This window comes from Burkholderia sp. Ax-1720 (assembly GCF_011753035.1).
GTDB lineage: Bacteria > Pseudomonadota > Gammaproteobacteria > Burkholderiales > Burkholderiaceae > Burkholderia > Burkholderia gladioli.
In genome coordinates this window covers 1-22,364 of record NZ_VWWK01000125.1, presented here as the reverse complement: position 1 = coordinate 22,364, position 22,364 = coordinate 1, and the positions used below count along the sequence as shown (strand labels likewise).

At 68.3% G+C, this 22,364-nt stretch carries 20 protein-coding genes; 17 read left to right on the top strand and 3 right to left on the bottom strand.

Annotated features, from left to right (window positions below; translation table 11 throughout):
• The 7 genes from F3J18_RS26465 to aspS form a co-directional block, all read left to right on the top strand.
• Window positions 1-796, top strand: a 796-nt coding sequence (locus F3J18_RS26465; protein WP_166915079.1) for a TIM44-like domain-containing protein, incomplete at its 5' end; no start/stop codon positions are given.
• 123 nt (window positions 797-919) lie between these two features.
• Window positions 920-1,564: an SCP2 sterol-binding domain-containing protein gene (locus tag F3J18_RS26460; RefSeq protein WP_025096871.1), complete on the top strand. Its 645-nt coding sequence runs from the start codon at window positions 920-922 to the stop codon at window positions 1,562-1,564.
• Window positions 1,565-1,576: 12 nt separating this feature from the next.
• The gene (gene ubiB, locus F3J18_RS26455; RefSeq protein ID WP_013699360.1) at window positions 1,577-3,154 is read left to right on the top strand and encodes a ubiquinone biosynthesis regulatory protein kinase UbiB; all 1,578 of its coding nucleotides are present in this window, start codon (window positions 1,577-1,579) and stop codon (window positions 3,152-3,154) included.
• Window positions 3,155-3,235: 81 nt separating this feature from the next.
• The gene (locus tag F3J18_RS26450; protein WP_166915077.1) at window positions 3,236-3,919 is read left to right on the top strand and encodes a thiopurine S-methyltransferase; all 684 of its coding nucleotides are present in this window, start codon (window positions 3,236-3,238) and stop codon (window positions 3,917-3,919) included.
• Between the two features lie 62 nt (window positions 3,920-3,981).
• Window positions 3,982-4,332 (top strand): FmdB family zinc ribbon protein, encoded by a 351-nt coding sequence (locus F3J18_RS26445; protein ID WP_025096873.1) that lies wholly within the window; start codon window positions 3,982-3,984, stop codon window positions 4,330-4,332.
• Between the two features lie 68 nt (window positions 4,333-4,400).
• Complete coding sequence (locus F3J18_RS26440; protein ID WP_017919281.1) at window positions 4,401-5,051, top strand: DUF502 domain-containing protein; 651 nt, start codon at window positions 4,401-4,403, stop codon at window positions 5,049-5,051.
• A 54-nt stretch (window positions 5,052-5,105) separates the two neighbouring features.
• Window positions 5,106-6,908, top strand: coding sequence for an aspartate--tRNA ligase (gene aspS / locus F3J18_RS26435; protein ID WP_013699356.1), 1,803 nt, complete (start codon window positions 5,106-5,108; stop codon window positions 6,906-6,908).
• 121 nt (window positions 6,909-7,029) lie between these two features.
• On the opposite strand, the gene F3J18_RS26430 is transcribed toward aspS, so the two are convergent.
• Window positions 7,030-7,896: a LysR family transcriptional regulator gene (locus tag F3J18_RS26430; protein WP_025096874.1), complete on the bottom strand. Its 867-nt coding sequence runs from the start codon at window positions 7,894-7,896 to the stop codon at window positions 7,030-7,032.
• A gap of 137 nt (window positions 7,897-8,033) precedes the next feature.
• Here F3J18_RS26430 and F3J18_RS26425 point away from each other — a divergent pair, with 137 nt between their 5' ends.
• From F3J18_RS26425 to F3J18_RS26390, 8 genes are all read left to right on the top strand, one after another.
• Window positions 8,034-8,972: an AEC family transporter gene (locus F3J18_RS26425; protein ID WP_017919283.1), complete on the top strand. Its 939-nt coding sequence runs from the start codon at window positions 8,034-8,036 to the stop codon at window positions 8,970-8,972.
• Between the two features lie 153 nt (window positions 8,973-9,125).
• A complete protein-coding gene (gene nudB, locus F3J18_RS26420; RefSeq protein WP_013699353.1) occupies window positions 9,126-9,602 on the top strand; it encodes a dihydroneopterin triphosphate diphosphatase in 477 nt (158 codons plus the stop codon).
• Window positions 9,599-10,873 (top strand): cardiolipin synthase ClsB, encoded by a 1,275-nt coding sequence (clsB, locus tag F3J18_RS26415; protein ID WP_166915075.1) that lies wholly within the window; start codon window positions 9,599-9,601, stop codon window positions 10,871-10,873. The genes nudB and clsB overlap by 4 nt, the downstream gene beginning before the upstream one ends.
• Before the next feature lie 260 nt (window positions 10,874-11,133).
• Complete coding sequence (locus tag F3J18_RS26410; protein ID WP_013699351.1) at window positions 11,134-11,733, top strand: TetR/AcrR family transcriptional regulator; 600 nt, start codon at window positions 11,134-11,136, stop codon at window positions 11,731-11,733.
• A 57-nt stretch (window positions 11,734-11,790) separates the two neighbouring features.
• Window positions 11,791-13,578 (top strand): acyl-CoA dehydrogenase C-terminal domain-containing protein, encoded by a 1,788-nt coding sequence (locus tag F3J18_RS26405; RefSeq protein WP_166915074.1) that lies wholly within the window; start codon window positions 11,791-11,793, stop codon window positions 13,576-13,578.
• A 105-nt stretch (window positions 13,579-13,683) separates the two neighbouring features.
• Window positions 13,684-16,119, top strand: a complete 2,436-nt coding sequence (locus tag F3J18_RS26400) for a 3-hydroxyacyl-CoA dehydrogenase/enoyl-CoA hydratase family protein (RefSeq protein WP_166915072.1) — start codon at window positions 13,684-13,686, stop codon at window positions 16,117-16,119.
• A 73-nt stretch (window positions 16,120-16,192) separates the two neighbouring features.
• Window positions 16,193-17,392, top strand: coding sequence for an acetyl-CoA C-acyltransferase (locus F3J18_RS26395; RefSeq protein WP_025096878.1), 1,200 nt, complete (start codon window positions 16,193-16,195; stop codon window positions 17,390-17,392).
• 89 nt (window positions 17,393-17,481) lie between these two features.
• Window positions 17,482-18,249 (top strand): enoyl-CoA hydratase, encoded by a 768-nt coding sequence (locus F3J18_RS26390; RefSeq protein ID WP_166915070.1) that lies wholly within the window; start codon window positions 17,482-17,484, stop codon window positions 18,247-18,249.
• 57 nt (window positions 18,250-18,306) lie between these two features.
• On the opposite strand, the gene fdhD is transcribed toward F3J18_RS26390, so the two are convergent.
• Window positions 18,307-19,137 (bottom strand): formate dehydrogenase accessory sulfurtransferase FdhD, encoded by an 831-nt coding sequence (fdhD, locus tag F3J18_RS26385; protein WP_166915068.1) that lies wholly within the window; start codon window positions 19,135-19,137, stop codon window positions 18,307-18,309.
• A gap of 119 nt (window positions 19,138-19,256) precedes the next feature.
• Between fdhD and F3J18_RS26380 the strand changes: the two genes are divergently transcribed.
• Window positions 19,257-19,778: a nitrate reductase associated protein gene (locus F3J18_RS26380; RefSeq protein WP_166915066.1), complete on the top strand. Its 522-nt coding sequence runs from the start codon at window positions 19,257-19,259 to the stop codon at window positions 19,776-19,778.
• Between the two features lie 42 nt (window positions 19,779-19,820).
• On the opposite strand, the gene F3J18_RS26375 is transcribed toward F3J18_RS26380, so the two are convergent.
• The gene (locus tag F3J18_RS26375; protein WP_025096882.1) at window positions 19,821-20,219 is read right to left on the bottom strand and encodes an acyl-CoA thioesterase; all 399 of its coding nucleotides are present in this window, start codon (window positions 20,217-20,219) and stop codon (window positions 19,821-19,823) included.
• Window positions 20,220-20,393: 174 nt separating this feature from the next.
• On the opposite strand from F3J18_RS26375, the gene F3J18_RS26370 reads away from it, so the two are divergent.
• Window positions 20,394-22,310 carry an ABC transporter ATP-binding protein/permease gene (locus tag F3J18_RS26370; RefSeq protein ID WP_166915081.1) on the top strand — a complete coding sequence of 639 codons (1,917 nt, stop codon included), beginning with the start codon at window positions 20,394-20,396 and terminating at the stop codon, window positions 22,308-22,310.
• Window positions 22,311-22,364 lie beyond the last annotated feature (54 nt).

Sequence of the window (22,364 nt, the reverse complement as noted above, 5' to 3'; positions counted from 1 at the left end):
CCGCTCGCGCTGGCTCGGGCCGATCGCCGGCCTGGCGGCCGGCCTCGGCATCGCTGCGCTGCTGTCGCACTTCGGCCTGGGCGGCGCCTTTGCCAGCATGATGGCCAACGTGATCGTGATCGCGCTGCTGGCCTTCATCGGTATCTGGATCGTGCGCAAGCTGATGAACCGCAATCGCAAGCCCGAGCCGGCTTATGCGGGCGCGGGTTCGTCGCCGGGTTCGTCAATGAACCGCGGCGGCTACGACGCCGGTTCGAACGGCGGTTACGCGAGCCAGAACCAGGCTTATGCCCAGGCCTCGCCGCCGCAGCAGCCGCAGCCGGCTTCGTCGAGCAGCTATGCCAACGAGGCGGCCGGCGTGTTCGGCGGCGGCGCGGCGGCAGCGGGCGCGGGCCTGGCGGCCGCCGGCACGGCGCCGTCGGTGCCGGCCGGCTTCGACAGCGAGGCCTTCGTGCGTAATGCCAAGGTCTACTTCATCCGCCTCCAGGCGGCCTGGGACGAAGGCAACATGACCGATATCCGCGAGTTCACCACGCCGGAGATGTTCGCCGAGGTGAAGGTCGACCTGGCCTCGCGCGGCGCGGACAAGAACCAGACCGACGTGGTCCAGCTCGAGGCCGAGCTGCTCGGCGTCGAGGAGCGCGGCAACCAGTACGAGGCGAGCGTGCGCTTCCACGGCCTGATCCGCGAGGCGCCGGGCGCCTCGGCCGAGCCCTTCGAGGAGGTCTGGAACCTCACCAAGTCGGGCAACGAAGGCTGGCTGCTGGCCGGCATCCAGCAGATCAACCTGCACTGAGCGAAGGCGGCACGCCGGCCCTGGACGCACCCGGTATCACGCCGGAACAGGGCCGGACCGATCCGACGTTACAATAGAAACCCGCGCGGGCACCCTGCTTGCGCGGGTTTTTTACTCAGTCCGATGACCTTTGCCGCCAAGTCTGTCGCCGCTGCTGTCAACCATCTGCTCGCCCGCGAATCCTGGGCGCGCGAACGCCTGATTCCCTATGCCGGGAAAACCGCCCGGCTCGAATTCCCTCCGCTGACCCTGTTGCTGCTGGTGCAGCCCGATGGCTATTTCGCCGCTGTCGAGGCTCACGAGGCGCCGCAGCCCGACGTCTCGATCGCCCTGGGCGGCGCGCGGCAATCGCCGTTCGACGCCGTCACGGCCTTCGTGCAGGGGGGGCAGGCCGCCGTCATGAAGCACGTCAAGCTGGAGGGCGATGCCGAATTCGCCACCCAGCTCGCCAAGCTCGCCGAACACCTGCGCTGGGAGCCCGAGGAGGATCTCGCGCGCGTGCTCGGCGATGCTCCCGCCCATCGCATCGCCACCCTGGTGCGTTCGGCGGGCGACCAGGCGCGTCGTACCAGCCGTAATCTGCTCGACTCGCTGAGCGAATATTTTCTCGATGAGAACCCGCAGGTCGTGCGCCGCGCCGCGCTCGGCGAGTTCGACGCCGAACTGGCCCGCGCACGCGATGCCCTGGCCCGCGTCGAGAAGCGTATCGAGCGCCTAGAACAACGATCCGGCACACCGGCGGGCGGCAGCTCGCGCGGTGGGCACTGAGGGCTGTACCGCATGCGCATTTTCCGTTTCATCAAAATCGTCTACACCGTGATCCGCTTCGGCCTCGACGAGGTCATGCTGTCGCGCATCGACGATCGCCGCGTCAAGCTGCTGCTGCGCATCACCACCATCGGCCGCCGCTTTTCCGATCCGCCGGCGGTGCGCCTGCGCCGCGCGCTCGAAAGCCTGGGGCCGATCTTCGTGAAGTTCGGCCAGATGCTGTCGACGCGTCGCGACGTGCTGCCGCCCGATTTCGCGATCGAGCTGACCAAGCTGCAGGACCAGGTGCCGCCCTTCGATTCGGCGCTGGCCATGTCGCTGGTCGAGAAGTCGCTGGGCGCGCCGATCAGCGCGCTGTTCGACGAGTTCGACCCGGTGCCGGTGGCCAGCGCCTCGATCGCCCAGGTGCATTTCGCCAAGCTCAAGGAGGGCGCGCACGCCGGCAAGGAAGTGGCCGTCAAGGTGCTGCGCCCGAACATGCTGCCGGTGATCGACTCGGACATGGCGCTGCTGCGCGACATCGCCACCTGGGCCGAGCGGCTCTGGCCCGACAGCCGGCGCCTCAAGCCGCGCGAGGTGGTGGCCGAGTTCGACAAGTACCTGCACGATGAGCTCGACCTGATGCGCGAGGCCGCCAACGGCAGCCAGCTGCGCCGCAACTTCGCCGGGCTCGACCTGCTGCTGGTGCCGGAGATGTTCTGGGACTACAGCTCGTCCTCGGTGCTGGTGATGGAGCGCATGAAGGGCGTGCCGATCAGCCAGGTCGACACCTTGCGCGCGGCGGGCGTCGACATCCCCAAGCTGGCGCGCGAAGGCGTGGAGATCTTCTTCACCCAGGTGTTCCGCGACGGCTTCTTCCATGCCGACATGCACCCGGGCAACGTGTTCGTGAGCCTCGACCCGAACCATTTCGGCCGCTACATCGCGCTCGACTTCGGCATCGTCGGCGCGCTTTCCGACTTCGACAAGAATTACCTGGCGCAGAACTTCCTGGCCTTCTTCAAGCGCGACTACCATCGTGTCGCCACCCTGCACCTCGAGTCGGGCTGGGTGCCGCCGCATACGCGCGTCGAGGAGCTGGAGAGCGCGATCCGCGCGGTCTGCGAGCCGTATTTCGACCGCGCGCTGAAGGACATCTCGCTGGGCCAGGTGCTGATGCGCCTGTTCTCCACCTCGCGCCGCTTCAACGTCGAGATCCAGCCGCAACTGGTGCTGCTGCAGAAGACCATGCTCAACGTCGAGGGCCTGGGTCGTTCGCTGGACCCGGAGCTCGATCTCTGGAAGACCGCCAAGCCCTATCTCGAGCGCTGGATGACCGAGCAGATCGGCTTGCGCGGCTGGTACGAGCGCTTCAAGGTCGAGGCGCCGCAATGGAGCAAGACGCTGCCGCAACTGCCGCGCCTGATCCACCAGGCGTTCGCGGAGCGGCACGATTCGCCGCGCGGGCTCAGCGACGAGCTGATGCAGCAGATCCTGACCGAGCAGAAGCGCACCAACCGGCTGCTGCAGGCCCTGCTGGTGTTCGGGCTGGCGGTCGGCGTCGGCGCGATCGTGGCGCGCGTGCTGCTGGTGCTGGCGGCCGGCGCCTGAGCGCGGCGACGGACGGCGCCTGGCCGTGATCGGCGGTGAGTGTTCGCGGCGATGCTGCCGGCGGCGAAATCGGGAGAGCAGATGAGCGATACCAGCAAGCAGGCCGGCGCTTCGGCGCCAGCCTCGGCCGAGGTGCCGGCCGCATCGATCGCCCCCGGCGCGGCAGCCGGCTTCGCGAGCCGCGATCCGGGCAGCGCCGCGTTCTGGGACGAACGTTTCGAACGCGGCTTCGTGCCCTGGGACCTGGCACGCGTGCCCGATGCGTTCGCCGCCTTCGCGGCCGCGCGTTCGCCGTGCCCGGTGCTGATCCCCGGCTGCGGCAGCGCGCACGAGGCGCTCTGGCTGGCGCGCGCCGGCTGGCCGGTGAAGGCGATCGATTTCTCGGCGAGCGCGGTGGCCGCCGCGCGCCGGCAACTGGGCGAGCATGCCGGGCTGGTGGAGGAGGCGGACTTCTTCGCCTACACGCCGCCGTTCCGGCCGCAATGGATCTACGAGCGCGCCTTCCTCTGCGCGCTGCCGCCCGCGCGCTGGGACGACTACGCGGCGCGCATGGCGGCGCTGCTGCCCGAGGGTGGTTTGCTGGCCGGCTGCTTCTTCATCGGCGCGACGCCCAAGGGACCGCCGTTCGGGATCGACCGCGATGCGCTCGATGCCTTGCTCGGCTCGTATTTCACGCTGGAGGAAGCGCGCCCGGTCACGGATTCGCTGCCGGTGTTCGAAGGGCGCGAGCAATGGCTGAGCTGGCGCCGCCGCTCAGGGAGCTGAGCGGGCTTTCGGATATAATTCAAGGTTTTGCAAGACGTTTCTAGTTTCCGCGGGAAAAGATCATGCCGATTTACGCCTATCGTTGCGATGCGTGCGGTTTCGCCAAGGACGTGCTCCAGAAGATGAGCGACGCGCCGCTGTCCGTTTGCCCGGAATGCGGCAAGGATGCCTTTCGCAAGCAGGTCACCGCAGCCGGGTTCCAGTTGAAGGGCTCGGGCTGGTACGTGACCGACTTCCGGGGCGGTTCGGGCGGCACCAGCGCCGCCGCCACCAATGCGCCAGCCGAGGCCGGCGGTAGTACCTCCGGCGGGGAAGCCGCGGCGGGCGGGGAGGCGGCCAAGCCCGCCGCCGCGCCGGCAGCGGCACCCGCGGCAGCGGCTCCGGCGGCGCCGGCCGCCGCCAGCGATACCTGACTCGTCCGGCGCCCGGTCCGGGCGGCGGCTTGTGCGTGCCGAGCTCCGGCGTGCTTACCTGACGGCAGATGATGAAGAAGACGACCCTCAAAACGGTATTCCTGACCGGCCTGCTGGTCCTCGTTCCGCTGGCGATCACGCTGTGGGTGCTCGGCTCGGTGATCGGCATCATGGACCAGACCTTGCTGCTGCTGCCCGAATCCTGGCAGCCCGAGCGGCTGCTGGGCTTCCACCTGCCCGGCATCGGCGCGGTCCTGACGCTGGCCTTCATCTTCATCGTCGGGCTGGCCACGCAGAATTTCATCGGCCAGAAGCTGGTCACGTGGTGGAATGCGGTGGTGCGGCACATCCCGGTGGTCGGGCCGATCTACACCAGCGTCAAGCAGGTCTCGGACACGCTGCTGTCGAGCAGCGGCAACGCCTTTCGCAAGGCGCTGCTGATCGAGTACCCGCGCCGCGGGTCCTATACGATCGCGTTTCTGACCGGCGTGCCGGGCGGCGACGTGGTCAACCACCTGAAGGAAGAGTACGTGAGCGTCTACGTGCCGACCACGCCGAATCCCACCTCGGGTTTCTTCCTGATGGTGCCGAAAAGCGAGGTGGTCGAGCTCGACATGTCGGTCGACGCCGCGCTGAAGTACATCGTCTCGATGGGCGTGGTCGCGCCCTCGGTGCCCGTGCCCGCACCGGCGCGGCCGCCCGTCGAGCCGCCGCTGTAATTTCCGGGCGCCAGCCGCGCCCCGTTGATCAAAAACCGAACGAAAGCAAACATCATGTCGATGCGAACTGAATACTGCGGTCTCGTGACCGAACACCTGCTGGGCCAAACCGTGTCGCTGTGCGGCTGGGTGCATCGCCGCCGCGATCACGGCGGTGTGATCTTCATCGACCTGCGCGATCGTGAAGGCCTCGTGCAGGTGGTGTGCGATCCGGATCGCGCCGAGATGTTCGCGACCGCCGAAGGCGTGCGCAACGAGTTCTGCATCCAGGTCAAGGGCCTGGTGCGCGGCCGTCCGGACGGCACGATCAACGCGGGCCTCAAGAGCGGCAAGATCGAGGTGCTGTGCCACGAGCTGACGGTGCTGAACCCGTCGGTCACGCCGCCGTTCCAGCTCGACGACGACAACCTCTCCGAAACCACGCGCCTCACGCATCGCGTGCTCGACCTGCGCCGCCCGCACATGCAGAACAACCTGCGCCTGCGCTACCGCGTGGCGATCGAGGTGCGCAAGTACCTCGACGAGCAGGGCTTCATCGACATCGAGACGCCGATGCTCACCAAGAGCACGCCGGAAGGCGCGCGCGACTACCTGGTGCCCTCGCGCGTCAACGCGGGCCAGTTCTTCGCGCTGCCGCAGTCGCCGCAGCTGTTCAAGCAGTTGCTGATGGTGGCGAACTTCGATCGCTACTACCAGATCACCAAGTGCTTCCGCGACGAGGACCTGCGCGCCGATCGCCAGCCCGAATTCACCCAGATCGACTGCGAGACCTCCTTCCTCGGCGAACAAGAGATTCGCGACCTGTTCGAGGAAATGATCCGCCACGTCTTCAAGAAGACGATCGGCGTCGAGCTCGACGCGAGCTTCCCGGTGATGCCGTATTCGGAAGCGATGGCGCGTTTCGGTTCGGACAAGCCGGACCTGCGCGTCAAGCTCGAATTCACCGAGCTGACCGATGCCATGAAGGACGTCGAGTTCAAGGTGTTCAGCACGCCGGCCAACTCGAAGGACGGCCGTGTCGCGGCGCTGCGCGTGCCCAAGGGCAGCGAGCTCACGCGCGGCGATATCGACGGCTACACCGAATTCGTGCGCATCTACGGCGCCAAGGGCCTGGCCTGGATCAAGGTCAACGAGAAGGCGAAGGGCCGCGACGGCCTGCAGAGCCCGATCGTCAAGAACCTGCACGACGCCTCGATCGCGGCGATCCTGGAGCGCACCGGCGCCCAGGACGGCGACATCATCTTCTTCGCGGCGGATCGCGCGAAGGTGGTCAACGACAGCCTCGGCGCGCTGCGCCTGAAGATCGGCCACTCGGAATTCGGCAAGGCCAACGGCCTGGTCGAGTCGGGCTGGAAGCCGCTGTGGGTGATCGACTTCCCGATGTTCGAGTACGACGAGGACGAGGTCCGCTACGTGGCCGCGCACCACCCGTTCACGAGCCCGAAGGACGAGCACCTCGAGTACCTCGAGACCGACCCGGGCCGTTGCCTGGCCAAGGCCTACGACATGGTGCTGAACGGCTGGGAAATCGGCGGCGGTTCGGTGCGGATCTTCCAGGAAGACGTGCAGAGCAAGGTGTTCCGCGCGCTGAAGATCGGGCCGGAGGAAGCGCAGGCGAAGTTCGGCTTCCTGCTCGACGCGCTGCAATACGGCGCGCCCCCGCACGGCGGCATCGCCTTCGGCCTGGACCGCATCGTCACGATGATGGCCGGCGCCGATTCGATCCGCGACGTGATCGCGTTCCCGAAGACCCAGCGCGCGCAGGATCTGCTCACGCAGGCGCCGAGCCCGGTCGACGAGCGCCAGCTCAAGGAACTGCATATCCGCCTGCGCCAGCCGGAAGCGCCGAAGGCCTGAGGCTTCTCGCCAGGCTGCGCATGAAAAAAACCCTGCCGGCGGCAACGTCGGCAGGGTTTTTTATCGCCCGTCGATCGGGCACAGGGGCACAGCGAGGGCAGACGCCGCGCTTCGGTACGCTTCAGGCGATCGCCAGGAAGCGCGCCAGGCAGGGGTTGCGATTCGCCGGCGACCAGACCAGCGCCTGCTCGATGGTCGGCGCGTCGACCAGCGGGCGGAACACCACGTCGGCCCATTGCGCGCGGCGCATCGATTCGGGCACCAGCGCGACGCCGACACCTTCGTCGACCAGCCCGAGCACGGTCTGCTGCAGCTGCACCTCGAGCCGGATGTTCGGCTCGAAGCCGCCCTGGCGGCAGTGGCCGACGATGGCCGCGCGCAAGGTCGGCGCGACCGATTCGACCGCCATCACGAAGGGCTCGCCGGCCAGTTCGGCGATCCGCAGCCGGCGGGCCCGTGCGCGCGGATGCTCGCGCGAGAGCGCCACGCACAGCGGCTCGGTGACCACGATGCGCTGCTCCAGCCCCTCGTGCGGCGGCCCGGGGAACAGGATCGCCGCGTCGATATGGCCGTTCAGCACCTGCTCGGCGAGATCGTTCGAGACCGTCTCGCGCAGGTGCAGCGCGACCTCCGGCCAGGCGGCGCCGAACTCGCGCGCGTAGCGCGGCACCACGCTGTAGGCGGCGCACATCGTGAAGCCCACCGTCAGCTTGCCGGCCGCGCCCGAGGCGGCCGCGCGCGCGTGGTGGGCGGCGCGCTCGACGGCGGCCAGGATCGCCTTCGCGTCGTCGCGAAAGCGCTCGCCGGCCGGCGTCAGCGTCACGCCGCGCGGGCCGCGCTCGACCAGGGTCACGCCCAGCGAGGCCTCCAGCGCCGCGATCTGGCGCGACAGCGGCGGCTGCGACAGGTTCAGGCGCGTCGCGGCGCGGCCGAAATGACCCGTTTCGGCCAGCGCGACGAAATAGCGGAGCGGCTTGATATCGAGCACGATGCAGAAAAGGTATGAGAAGACACTAAAAATCGCATTGGATTGTATCAAGCGGGCGGGTTAGGCTCGTCGGTTTTCCTGCCCGGCCGTCACGCCGCCGGCGCTTTTTCGTCCCTCCTGCCTTGCCGAGTCTCGCCGTGTCCGCCACGCTGCCCATCCTGCTGCCGATCTTCGCGCTGATCCTGGCCGGTTTCCTCTGCCGCCGGCGCGGCTTGCTGGGCCCCAGCGCCGCCTCGGAGCTGAACCGCTTCGTGGTCTGGCTGGCGCTGCCGGCGCTGCTGTTCGACGTGATGGCGCATGCCACCTGGGCGCAGCTCGACCAGCCGCGCTTCATCGCCGCCTTCTCGATCGCCTGCGCCGCCGTGTTCGGCGCAGTGCTCGCACTGCGCCTCGCGCGCGGCCGGCCGCTCGCCGACGCCAGCGTCGACGCGATCGCGGCCGCCTACCCGAACACCGGCTACATCGGCTTTCCCCTGGCCCTGCTGGTGTTCGGCCCGCCCGGGTTGATGCCGACCACCATCGTCACCATCATCGTGGCCTGCGTGCTGTTCGGCTTCGCGATCGTGCTGATCGAGATCGGCCTGCAGAGCGAGCGCGCGCCGCACCGGCTGGCGCTGAAGGTACTGGCCTCGCTGGGCCGCAATCCGCTGATCGTCTCGCCGATCGTCGGCGCGCTGGTATCGGCCGCGCATGTCGCGCCGCCGGCCAGCGTCGAGACTTTCCTCAAGCTGCTCGGCGGCGCCGCCAGCCCCTGCGCGCTGGTCAGCCTCGGCCTGTTCCTGGCCGAGAAGCGGCCCGCGCACGGCGTGCTGCCCGATGCGCTGCTGCTCACCGCGATCAAGCTGGTGGTGCAGCCGGCGCTGACCTGGTGGCTGTCGGCGCGCGTGTTCGGCCTGCCGCCGGTGCTGGTCGCGATGGCCGTGGTGCTGGCCGCGCTGCCGACCGGCACCGGGCCCTTCATGCTCGCCGAGTTCTATCGCCGCGAGCCGCAGGTGACGTCGCGCACCATCCTGTTCTCGACGGTGGCCTCGATCGCCACGCTGTCCATGCTGCTGATCCTGCTGCCGCGCGCCTGACGCCGGCGTCTCGTCGGCGGTGCCGGGCGGTTCCGGCGGATTGCCGCGGGCCCCGTCCCGACACGCGTCGGCCTTCGTTTTGCGGTACAGTCTGCCGGTTCCGAAGCTGCCGGCCGGCAGGCTCGCCGAGCCCCGGCCGCCGAACCGCAAGACATGACGAAGCCACCGAAAATTCCCGAATCCGTCCTGGTCGTGATCCACACCGCCGCGCTCGACGTGCTGATCATCAAGCGCGCTGACCTGCCGGGTTTCTGGCAGTCCGTGACCGGCGCCAAGGACTGGCTCGACGAGCCACTGGCCGCCACCGCCGTGCGCGAGGTGGGCGAGGAGACGGGCATCGTGGTGGGTGGCGAGGGCGTGCCGCCGGGTGCGCTCCACGACTGGCGCCACCAGATCGAATACAGCATCTACCCGCAATACCGGCATCGCTATGCGCCGGGCGTCACGCGCAACACCGAGCACTGGTTCAGCCTCGAGGTGCCGGCCGGCATCGCCGTGACGCTCTCGCCGCGCGAGCATACCGATTACGTCTGGCTGCCCTATCGCGAGGCCGCCGCGCGCTGCTATTCGCCCTCCAACAGCGAGGCGATCCTGCAACTGCCCGCGCGTCTGGCGGCACGCGGGACATGAGCGGGGGCGGCCGGCTGCGCCTGACCCAACTGCGGGACCTGTTCCTGCAGGAACGCGGGTCCTCGTCGCGGCTGGCGTTTTCCTCGGGCAATACCGTCACGCTCTGCGACGGCGGCGCCGAATTCTTCCCGGCCCTGGTGCGCCGCATCGACAGCGCCTCGCAATCGGTGCTGCTGGAAACCTACATCTTCTGCGACGACCCTGCCGGCCGCCTGGTATCGGACGCGCTGCTGCGTGCCGCCGCCCGCGGCGTGCACGTGCGCGTGATCACCGACGGCATCGGCACGGCGCGCCTGCCGCTGTTCGAGACCTGGGGCGAGGCCGGCATCGAGCACCGCATCTACAACCGCTACCTGTTCGGCCGCTTCGGCTTCTCGCGCACGCATCGCAAGCTGGCCTGCGTCGACGATTCCCACGCGTTCTGCGGCGGCATCAACATCGTCGACGACTACGACCAGAACGGCGAGACGCTGCCGTATCCGCGCTGGGACTTCGCCGTCGAGCTGGCCGGCCCGGCGGTGGCCGACATCCGCGCCGCCTTCGAGGTGCAGTGGTACCGCGTGCGCACCGGCCACAAGCGCTATGCGCAATACGCGCCGCCGGTGGTGACCAGTGAGGCCTTCGCGGCGCGCTTCCGGCGCTGGATGCGCAGCCATCGTTGGATCAAGGCCGGCGCGCTGCGCAACATCAGCGAGCCGAGCGTGGCCTTCGTGGCGCGCGACAACGTGCTGAACCGCCGCGCGATCGAGAAGGCCTACCTGGCCGCGATCGGCCGCGCACGCCAGGCGGTGGTGCTGGCCAATCCGTATTTCATGCCGGGCCGCAAGCTGCGCCGGGCGCTGACCAATGCGGCAAGGCGCGGCATCGAGGTGAGGGTACTGATCGGTCGCAAGGAATTCGTGGCACTCGATACCGCCGTGCCATTCCTTTATCATGCCCTGCTGAGGGCAGGGGTCCGCGTCGCCGAGTACGATCGCACCATCTTGCACGGCAAGGTGGCGGTGGTCGACGACAACTGGGCGACGGTCGGCTCGTCCAACCTCGACGCGCTGAGCCTGATGCTCAACAACGAGGCGAACGTGGTGCTGGTCAAGCACGACGCCGAGATCCAGGCGCTGCGCGAGGCGATCGACGCGGCCTTCGCCGACGGCAGGGAGATCGATCCGGCCCGTTTCGCGGCCCGCCCGCCGATGGAGCGCCTGCTGAATTGGCTGGCCTACACGGTCTACCGCGGCGCGATGAAGCTGCTGACGGTGGGCGGCTACGACTGACGGCCGGCCGCACGCGCGATCATGACAGGCCGATGAAAGGCCGCCGCCGGGCCCGTTCGTTGCGCGAACGCAGGCTGCCCGGCAGGCATCCGAGGGGGCGGACAAGCCCTGCTTCCGGTTCCGCCCGAACCTGACAACAATAGCGGGGCGGTTAGACACCGGTATCTAATAATTTCCTTGTTCGAACGACGGCCGCACTCAATAATAGTACGGCCGTTCGATTTTCTGGATTACCCGTGAACGGTTTAGACATCAAGCTTATGCGAAAAGGCGAACAGACGCGTGCCGCGATACTCGAAGCAGCTTTGGACCTTGCCAGCCGGGACGGGCTGGAAGGTCTGACGATCGGCCTCTTGGCCGAGCGCATGCAGATGAGCAAGAGCGGCGTGTTCGCGCATTTCGGTTCGCGCGAGGACCTGCAGGTGGAGGTGGTTCGCGAGTATCACCGCCGCTTCGAGAGCGAGGTGTTCTTTCCGAGCCTGCGCGAGCCGCGCGGCCTGCCGCGCCTGCGTGCGATGCTGGCCCGCTGGATCGAGAAGCGCATCCAGGAAGTGACCACCGGATGCATCTACATCAGCGGCGCCGTCGAGTACGACGACCGGCCGGACAGCCCGGTGCGCGAGCAGTTGATCGCGAGCGTGACGGCCTGGCGCGCGGCGCTGCTGCGTGCGATTTCGCAGGCGAAGGACGAAGGCCATCTGCGCCCGGATACCGATCCGGACGTGATGCTCTTCGAGTTGTACAGCTTCACGCTCGGTCTGCACCATGACGCCCGTTTCCTGCATCTGCCGGATGGCGTGCGTCTGACGTGGGCCGCGCTGGAAAAGACGATCGTTTCGTATCAGAGCGAGAGCCGGTAGCGGTGCCCTGACGCCCGCGCGAGGCTCGAGCCAAGTGCCCTATCTTTGGAGAGAGTCATGGGACAGTACGTTGCCCCGCTGCGCGACATGCAATTCGTGCTGCATGAGTTGCTGAATGTCGAAGCCGAACTGAAGCAGATGCCGAAACACGCGGACCTCGATGCCGACACCATCAACCAGGTGCTCGAGGAAGCCGGCAAGTTCTGCGCCGAGGTGCTGTTCCCGCTCAACCAGGTGGGCGACCGCGAAGGCTGCAAATACGAGGGCGACGGCGTCGTCAAGACGCCGACCGGCTTCAAGGAAGCCTACCGGCAGTACATCGATGCCGGCTGGCCGGCGCTGGGCTGCGATCCCGACTACGGCGGCCAGGGGCTGCCCGCCTTCGTGAACAACGCGCTCTACGAGATGATGAACTCGGCGAACCAGGCCTGGACCATGTATCCCGGCCTCTCGCACGGCGCCTACGAATGCCTGCACGCGCACGGCGCACCCGAACTCCAGCAGCAGTACCTGCCGAAACTCGTGTCGGGCGAATGGACCGGCACCATGTGCCTGACCGAGCCGCATTGCGGCACCGACCTCGGCATCCTGCGCACCAAGGCCGAGCCGATCACCGGCGGCGCCTATTCCATCAGCGGCACCAAGATCTTCATCTCCAGCGGCGAACACGACATGGCGAAGAACATCGTCCATCTCGTGCTGGCGCGCCTGCCGGATGCGCCGCAAGGCACCAAGGGCATCTCGCTGTTCATCGTGCCGAAGTTCATCCCCGACGCCTCGGGCGAACCGGGCGAGCGCAACGGCATCAAGTGCGGCTCGATCGAGCACAAGATGGGCATCCACGGCAACGCCACCTGCGTGATGAACCTCGACAACGCCACCGGCTGGCTGGTCGGCGAGCCGAACAAGGGCCTCAACGCCATGTTCGTGATGATGAACGCGGCGCGCCTCGGGGTCGGCATGCAGGGCCTGGGGCTGACCGAGGTCGCCTACCAGAACTCGCTGACCTACGCGAAGGAGCGCCTGCAGATGCGCTCGCTGACGGGCCCGAAGGCGCCGGAAAAGCCGGCCGACCCGATCATCGTGCATCCGGACGTGCGCCGCATGCTGCTCACGCAGAAGGCCTACGCCGAAGGCGCGCGCGCCTTCACCTACTGGTCGGCGCTGCAGATCGACAAGGAGCTCTCGCACGGCGATGAATCGGTGCGCAAGGAATCGGCCGACCTGGTCGCCCTGCTCACGCCGATCATCAAGGCCTTCCTGACCGACAACGCCTTCGAGTGCACCAACCACGCGATGCAGATCTACGGCGGCCACGGCTTCATCTCCGAATGGGGCATGGAGCAATACGTGCGCGACGCGCGGATCAACATGATCTACGAAGGCACCAACTCGATCCAGTCGCTCGACCTGCTGGGCCGCAAGGTGCTCGGCGACATGGGCGCCAAGCTCAAGAAGTTCGGCGCGATCGTCACCGCGTTCGTCGAGGCCGAGGGCGTGAAGCCGGAGATGGCCGAGTTCGTCAATCCGCTGGCCGACATCGGCGAGAAGCTGCAGAAGCTGACCATGGAAATCGGCATGAAGGCGATGCAGAACCCGGACGAGGTGGGCGCCGCCGCCGTGCCTTACCTGCGCACCGCGGGGCACCTGGTGTTCGCCTACTTCTGGGCGCGCATGGCGCGCCTGGCGCTCGACAAGGAAAGCTCGGGCGATCCGTTCTACAAGTCGAAGCTGGCCACCGCGCGCTTCTACTTCGCGCGCCTGTTGCCGGAAACGGCGGCCACCATCCGCGCCGCGCGCGCCGGCTCGAAGACGCTGATGGAAGTCGACGAAGCGCTGTTCTGACGCGAGGCCCGGGCCGGCGGCCCGGGCGCCCCAGCACACTCACACGCCGCGCGTTCCGAAGCCCGCCTGCCGGGCGCGACGCGCGGTTCTTTCCGGAGGAGTCCCGTGAGCAATTTCATCATTCGCAAGGTCGCCGTGCTCGGCGCCGGCGTGATGGGCGCGCAGATCGCCGCGCATCTCGTCAACGCGCGCGTCCCGGTGCTGCTGTTCGATCTGCCGGCCAAGGAAGGCCCCAAGAACGGCATCGCGCTGAAGGCCATCGAGAATCTCAAGAAGCTGTCGCCGGCGCCGTTCGGCGTGAAGGACGACGCGAAGTACCTGGAACCCGCGAACTACGAGGATGACCTCGCCAAGCTCGCCGAATGCGACCTGGTGATCGAGGCGATCGCCGAGCGCATGGACTGGAAGCACGACCTCTACAAGAAGGTCGCGCCGCACATCGGGCCGAACGCGATCTTCGCCTCGAACACCTCGGGCCTGTCGATCACCTCGCTCTCGGACGGCTTCTCCGACGAGCTGAAGGCGCGCTTCAGCGGCGTGCACTTCTTCAATCCCCCGCGCTACATGCACCTCGTCGAGCTGATCCCGACCGCCCACACGCGGCCCGAGATCCTCGACCAGCTCGAGACCTTCCTGACCAGCGTGGTCGGCAAGGGCGTGGTGCGCGCCAAGGACACCCCGAACTTCATCGCCAACCGCGTCGGCATCTTCTCGATCCTCGCGGTGATCACCGAGGCCGCCAAGTTCGGCCTGCGCTTCGACGAAGTGGACGACCTGACCGGCGTGCGGCTGGGCCGCGCCAAGTCGGCGACCTTCCGCACCGCCGACGTGGTGGGCCTCGACACCATGGCCCACGTGATCAAGACGATGCAGGACAACCTTGCCGACGATCCGTTCTTCCCCGTCTATGAAACCCCGCCCGTGCTCGCCGAGCTGGTGAAGCAGGGCGCGCTCGGCCAGAAGACCGGCGCCGGTTTCTACAAGAAGGAAGGCAAGGCGATCAAGGTGCTCGATCCGAAGTCGGGCAGCTACGTCGACGGCGGCGCGAAGGCCGACGAGACCGTGGCGCGCATCCTCAAGCGCCCGCCCGCCGAGCGCCTCAAGCTGCTGCGCGAGACCTCGCATCCGCACGCGCAGTTCCTGTGGTCGGTGTTCCGCGACGTGTTCCACTACATCGGCTTCCATCTCGAGTCGATCGCCGACAACGCGCGCGACGTCGACCTGGCGATCCGCTGGGGCTTCGGCTGGAACGAAGGCCCGTTCGAGGGCTGGCAGGCCGCCGGCTGGAAGCAGGTGGCCGAGTGGGTGCAGGAGGACATCGCGGCGGGCAAGGCGCTCGCCAAGGTGCCGCTGCCCGCCTGGGTGCTGGAAGGCACGGTCGCCGAGAAGGGCGGCGTGCACACCGCCGAAGGTTCGTGGTCGCCGTCGGCGGCCAAGTACGTGCCGCGTTCCTCGCTGCCCGTCTACGAGCGCCAGGTGTTCCGCGCGCCGCTGCTCGGCGAGGCCGGCCGCGATCCGCTCTGCTGGGGCAAGACGCTGTTCGAGACCGATTCGGTGCGCGCCTGGGTGGACGAGCGCGCGGGCGAGGACGACGTGGTGATCGTCTCGTTCAAGTCGAAGATGAACACCATCGGCCCGGGCGTGATCGACGGCCTGGCGCAGGCCATCGAACTGGCCGAGAAGGACTACAAGGGCGTGGTGATCTGGCAGCCGACCTCGCTCAAGCTCGGCACGCCGGGCGGCCCGTTCTCGGCCGGCGCGAACCTCGAGGAAGCCATGCCCGCCTTCATGATGGGCGGCGCCAAGGGCATCGAGCCGTTCGTCAAGAAATTCCAGGAAGGCATGCTGCGCGTGAAGTACGCCAACGTGCCGGTGGTAGCGGCCGTCTCGGGCATCGCGCTGGGCGGCGGCTGCGAGCTGATGCTGCATAGCGCCAAGCGCGTGGTGCACGTCGAGAGCTACGTCGGCCTGGTGGAAGTGGGCGTGGGCCTGGTGCCGGCCGGCGGCGGCCTCAAGGAAGCGGCGCTGCGCGCGGCGGAAGCCGCCACGGCGGCGGGCGCGACCACCGAGATCCTCAAGTTCGTCACCAAGTCCTTCGAGAACGCGGCGATGGCCAAGGTATCGGCCTCGGCGCACGATGCGCGCGCGATGGGCTACGTGAAGCCCTCGGACACCATCGTGTTCAACGTCTTCGAGCTGCTCGACGTGGCGAAGAAGGAAGCGCGGGCGCTGGCCGATACCGGCTATCGCGCGCCGCTCAAGGCCAAGGAAATCCCGGTGGCGGGCCGCTCGGCGATCTCGACCATCAAGGCGCAGTTGGTCAACATGCGCGATGGCCGCTTCATCAGCGAGCACGACTACCGCATCGCCAGCCGCATCGCGGAAGCGGTTTGCGGCGGCGACGTCGAGGCGGGCAGCACGGTCGACGAGGAATGGCTGCTCGCGCTGGAGCGCCGCGCCTTCGTCGAGCTGCTCGGCACGCAGAAGACGCAGGAGCGGATCATGGGCATGTTGCAGACCGGCAAGCCGGTGCGCAACTGAGCGGATCGCGAACAACCTTGCATGAGGCCGGCACGGGCGCGAGCGCGCCGCCGCCGGCCGACAGGAGCCACAAATGAGCAAACAGTTGCAAGACGCATACATCGTCGCCGCCAGCCGCACGCCGATCGGCAAGGCGCCGCGCGGCGCGTTCAAGAACACCCGGCCCGACGAGCTGCTGGTCCACGCGATCAAGTCGGCGGTCTCGCAGGTGCCGGGCCTCGACACCAAGCTGATCGAGGACGCCATCATCGGCTGCGCGATCCCCGAGGCCGAGCAGGGCCTCAACGTGGCGCGCATGGGCGCGCTGCTGGCGGGCCTGCCGAACACGGTCGGCGGCGTCACGGTCAACCGCTTCTGCGCCTCCGGCATCACTGCGCTGGCGATGGCCGCGGACCGCATTCGCGTGGGCGAGTCGGACGCGCTGATCGCGGGCGGCTGCGAGTCGATGAGCATGGTGCCGATGATGGGCAACAAGCCCTCGCTGTCGCCGCATATCTTCGACCGCAACGAGGACGTCGGCATCGCCTACGGCATGGGCCTGACCGCCGAGCGCGTGGCCGAGCAGTGGAAGGTGAGCCGCGAGGACCAGGACGCGTTCTCGGTGGAATCGCACCGCAAGGCCTTCGCCGCGCAGCAAGCCGGCGAATTCAACGACGAGATCTCGCCCTACACGATCACCGAGCGTTTCCCGAACCTGGCCACCGGCGAGGTCGAGATCCGCACGCGCGAGCTCAAGCTCGACGAAGGCCCGCGCGCCGACACTTCGCCCGAAGGCCTGGCCAAGCTGCGCACGGTGTTCGCCAACAAGGGCTCGGTGACGGCCGGCAACAGCTCGCAGACCTCGGACGGCGCCGGCGCGCTGATCGTGGTCTCGGAGAAGGTGCTCAAGCAGTTCAACCTCACGCCGCTGGCGCGCTTCGTGAGCTTCGCGGTGCGCGGCGTGCCGCCCGAGATCATGGGCATCGGCCCGAAGGAAGCGATCCCCGCCGCGCTGAAGGCCGCCGGCCTCAAGCAGGACGATCTCGACTGGATCGAGCTGAACGAGGCCTTCGCGGCGCAGTCGCTGGCCGTGATCCGCGATCTCGGCCTCGATCCCTCGAAGGTCAACCCGATGGGCGGCGCGATCGCGCTGGGCCACCCGCTCGGCGCGACCGGCGCGATCCGCGCGGCCACCGTGGTGCACGCGCTGCGTCGCCGCAACCTGAAGTACGGGATGGTCACGATGTGCGTCGGCACCGGGATGGGCGCCGCCGGCATCATCGAACGGCTGTAGGCGGGTCACGCACCCGATGACGGCGGTGCGCGGGCAGCTCGCTCGCGCACCGCTTTTTTTATCGAGCCAGAAGTTGAGGAGACGGTGAGATGGATATCCAGACCGACGTCGCGAACGGCGTCCTGACGATCACGATCGCGCGCCCCGCCAAGAAGAACGCGATCACCGCGGCGATGTACCAGGCGATGGCCGACGCGCTCGCCTCGGCCCAGGAGGACAGCGCCGTGCGCGCGATCCTGATCCGCGGCAGCGAGGGCAATTTCAGCGCCGGCAACGACCTGGAAGACTTCATGAAGGTCCCGCCGAACACGCCCGATGCACCGGTGTTCCAGTTTCTGAACCGCATCAGCACGGCGGCCAAGCCGATCGTCGCGGCGGTGCCGGGCATCGCGGTGGGCGTGGGCGTGACCATGCTGCTGCATTGCGACCTGGTCTACGCGGCCGACACGGCCAAGCTGTCGCTGCCGTTCACGCAGCTCGGGCTGTGCCCCGAGGCGGCTTCGAGCCTCTTGCTGGCGCGCCTGACGGGCCACCAGGTCGCGGCCGAGAAGCTGATGCTCGGCGAGACCTTCGACGCGCTGGAGGCGCATCGGATCGGCATCGTCAACCGCGTGCTGCCGGCCGCCGAGCTCGATGCCTTCGCGCTCGCCCAGGCGCAGAAGCTGGCTGCCCTGCCGGCATCGTCGCTGCGCGTGACCAAGGCGCTGATGAAGCGCACCGGCAGCAATATCGAGGTGGCCGCGCGCATGGAGGAGGAGGCGAAGCATTTCGGCGAGATGCTGCGCGCGCCGGAAGCGCGCGAGGCGATCAGTGCCTTCTTCGAGAAGCGCAAGCCGGACTTTCGTCAGTTCGACTGAACAAGGCGGCGGCCGGGCCGGCTCGCTGCCGCGCGCGGCCGCTTGATCGCGCGACGCTCAGGCCGTGCCGTAGTCGACGTAGCCCGATTCGCGGCAGAAGCTGACCAGGCGCAGGCCCGCTTCCTTCGCGATCGCGATCGCCAGCGAGGAGGGCGCCGAGATCGTCGCCACCAGCGGAATGCCGACCCGGGCCGCCTTGCGCACCAGTTCGTAGCTCGCGCGGCTCGACAGGAACACGAAGCCGTCGGTCAGGTCGGCTCGCTGGAGCACCAGCTCGCCGATCAGCTTGTCCAGCGCGTTGTGGCGGCCGACATCCTCGAACGCGGCCTGGATCGCGCCGCCGGCGTCGCACCAGGCGGCGGCGTGCAGGCCGCCGGTGAGCCGCGTCAGCGCCTGGTGAGCGGGCAGCGCGCGCGCCGCCTGGGCCAGCGCATCGGGCGCGAGCCGTTCGAGGAAACCGGTGACGGGCACCCGCTCGGGCGCCAGATCGAGCAGGTCGATGCTTTCGATCCCGCATACGCCGCAGCCGGTGCGCCCGGCCAGCGCGCGGCGCCGGTCCTTGAGGGCGGCGAAGGCCTGCTGCACCACCTCGAGATGCACTTCCGCGTGCGGGATCGCCGCCTCGGTATGCAGCACCACCTCGATGTCCTTGATATCGGCACCGCGCGTGACGATCCCTTCCGAAATCGCGAAACCGACCGCGAACGCCTCCAGGTCGCGCGGCGTGCACATCATCACCGCGTGCGAGATGCCGTTGAACACCAGCGCGACCGGCCATTCCTGGCCGACCTGGTCGGCGGTGGCGGAGATCTCGCCGCCGCGATGGCGCGAGATCGCGACTTCGACGCTGCCGCTCGGTTCGTGGGTATCGATGGGGGAGGAATTCAAGGCGGGCTCCTGCGGGTTCGGCGGGGCCGGCGAGCGGGCTCGCGCGGACGGGTTCTACAATACCGGATCGCGGCGATCTTCGCCGGCCCCCGCCCCCGCTCACCTGCTCCAGACGCGCCATGTCCCTCAGCGACGCCCCCTTGCTGTTCGCCTTCGAAATCGATTCGTCGGAGGATTTCACCTACATTCCGATGATCGTGCGCTTCCACCTGGATCGTGGCGGGCTGCGGATCTCGCTCGATCAATGGCAGTTGCTGCCGATCGAGGATCGCAAGCTGCTGGCGCGCTTTCCGGCCGACGTCCCGGTCGATCCGGACATGGCTGCCGACAGGGAAAGTCCCGAGCTGTCGCCGGGCGAGCCGAGCTTCGGCCGGGCCCTGGCCGAGATGCTGCGCACCCATGGTTGCGGCGAGGCCGAGGTCTTCGCGCCCGAGCCGGTGCCGGCCTGGCAGTCGCTCGGGGCGCCGCCGGCCGCGCTCGCGGCGCAGTGCGCACTGGCCGCGCTGCCGGTGCCGTCGCCCGCGCAATGGGCGGCGCTCGGCGGTTTCGAGCGATACGTGCTGGCCAAGCTGTCGCGCAAGCCCAAGCTCAATCACGACTTCGTGCCGGCGATGCGCGAATTCGGGCTGGCCGGCGCCTGAGCGCCGCGGCCGGGACGGTAGCCCCGCCGCGGCACAGTAGCCTCAGGCGACGGGCGGCAGGGCGCGCGGACGGCGCTCCGAATCGGTGGCGACATAGGTCAGCGTCGCCTCGGTCACCTTGACCACCTCGCCGGCCAGGCCCATGCGCTGCGCATAGACCTCGACGCCGATCGTGATCGAGGTGTTGCCGGTCTTGACGATGTTCGCGTAGAAGCTGACCAGGTCGCCGACGAACACCGGCTGCTTGAACAGGAAGGAATTGACGGCGATGGTGGCGACCCGCCCGTTGGCGCGCCGGCTGGCCGGGATCGAGCCTGCGATGTCGACCTGGGACATGATCCAGCCGCCGAACACGTCGCCGTGCACGTTCGCCTCGGACGGTTGCGGGACCACGCGCAGCGCGGGCTGCTGTTGCGGGAGTTGCGGCGACGAATCGGTCATGGCTGGGGTTCCACTGGCTGGGGCGCTCGCCTGGCGGGCGCCCGATGACGGGCCGGGCCGCCGCGCCCGGTGGACAGCGGCGCGAACCGGCTTCTGCGACAATGCAGGATTCTGAAATTGTACGAGAAAGTGCGTGCCCGGCGCCGAGCCGACGGCATGTGCATCGTCCCCCCAATGCGCCGTTTCCCCGCTTCCTCCGAGCCCGCGCCGGCCGTCTCCGGGCCCCGCAACGACTGGCAGACGATCCGGTCGCTGCTGCCCTACCTGAGCACCTACAAGGGCCGCGTGCTGCTCGCGCTGTCCTGCCTGATCGGCGCGAAGCTGGCCAACCTCGGCGTGCCGATCGTGATGAAGCGGATCGTCGACGGGCTTTCCTCGGTGCAGCACCTGCAGGCGCTGGGTCGCGCCGAGCAGTCGGCGCCGCTGGTGCTGGCGGGCGGGCTGGGCTTGCTGGTGGTGGCCTATGCGCTGGTGCGGCTGTCCACCTCGCTGTTCACCGAGCTGCGCGAGATGCTGTTCGCCAAGGTCACCGAGAGCGCGGTGCGCCAGCTCGCGCTGCAGGTGTTCCGGCATCTGCACGGGCTGTCGCTGCGCTTCCACCTCGAGCGGCAGACCGGCGGCATGTCGCGCGATATCGAGCGCGGCACGCGCGGCATCCAGCAACTGATCTCCTACTCGCTCTACAGCATCCTGCCGACCCTGATCGAGGTCGGGCTGGTGCTGGGCTTCTTCGTGGTCAAGTACGACGCCTGGTACGCGGTGATCACGCTCGGCGCGCTGGCCGGCTACGTGGTGTTCACCATCAAGGTCACCGAGTGGCGCACGCATTTCCGGCGCACCATGAACGAGCTCGACTCGCGTGCCAATTCGCGCGCCATCGATTCGCTGATCAACTACGAGACGGTCAAGTACTTCGGCAACGAGGACTGGGAGGCGCGCCGCTACGACGAGAACCTGCAGCGCTACCGGCAGGCCGCGATCCGCTCGCAGCGCTCGCTGTCGCTGCTCAATTTCGGACAGCAGACCATCATCGGCGTGGGCCTCGTGCTGATCCTCTGGCGTGCCACCCAGGGTGTGCTGGCGGGGCGGCTCACGCTCGGCGACCTGGTGCTGATCAACACCTTCATGCTGCAGCTCTACATCCCGCTGAACTTCCTGGGCATCGTCTATCGCGAGCTCAAGCAGAGCCTGACCGACATGGACCGCATGTTCGTGCTGCTGTCGGCGCCGCAGGAAGTGGCCGATGCGCCCGGCGCGCCGGCGCTGGCGGTGCGCGGCGCGCAGGTGCGCTTCGAGCACGTGGATTTCTCCTACGAGCCGGCGCGGCAGATCCTGCACGACGTGAGCTTCACGATCGAGGCCGGCACCACCACGGCGGTGGTCGGCCACAGCGGGTCGGGCAAGTCGACGCTCTCGCGCCTGCTGTTCCGCTTCTACGATCTCGATCGCGCCGGGCGCGGCGCGATCCTGATCGACGGCCAGGACCTGCGTGAGGTCAGCCAGGATTCGCTGCGCGCGGCGATCGGCATCGTGCCGCAGGACACCGTGCTGTTCAACGACTCGATCCACTACAACATCGCCTACGGCCGGCCCAGCGCCACCCGCGAGGACGTGATCGCGGCCGCGCGCGCGGCCCATATCCACGCCTTCGTCGAGAGCTTGCCGATGGGTTACGACACCACCGTCGGCGAGCGCGGGCTGAAGCTGTCGGGCGGCGAGAAGCAGCGTGTCGCGATCGCGCGAACCATCCTGAAGAATCCGCCGATCCTGGTGTTCGACGAGGCCACCTCGGCGCTCGATTCGCGCTCGGAGCGGGCGATCCAGCAGGAGCTGGAGCAGATCGCCCGGCATCGCACCACGCTGGTGATCGCGCATCGACTGTCGACCGTCGTGCATGCGGCGCAGATCATCGTGATGGATCGCGGGCGGATCGTCGAACGCGGCACGCACCAGGAGCTGGTGCGCGCGGGCGGTCACTATGCGCAGATGTGGGCGCTGCAACAGCAGCAGCGCGAGGCAGCCGCGCAGGCACCGGCCGAGGTGGCGCCCGACGCGGGGCAATCCTTGCCGCCGGCGATCGGCCACGCCTGACGCGGGTTGGTGGCAGCATCCGCGTTCGCGCGAGGCGCCGGCCAACTGCCGGCA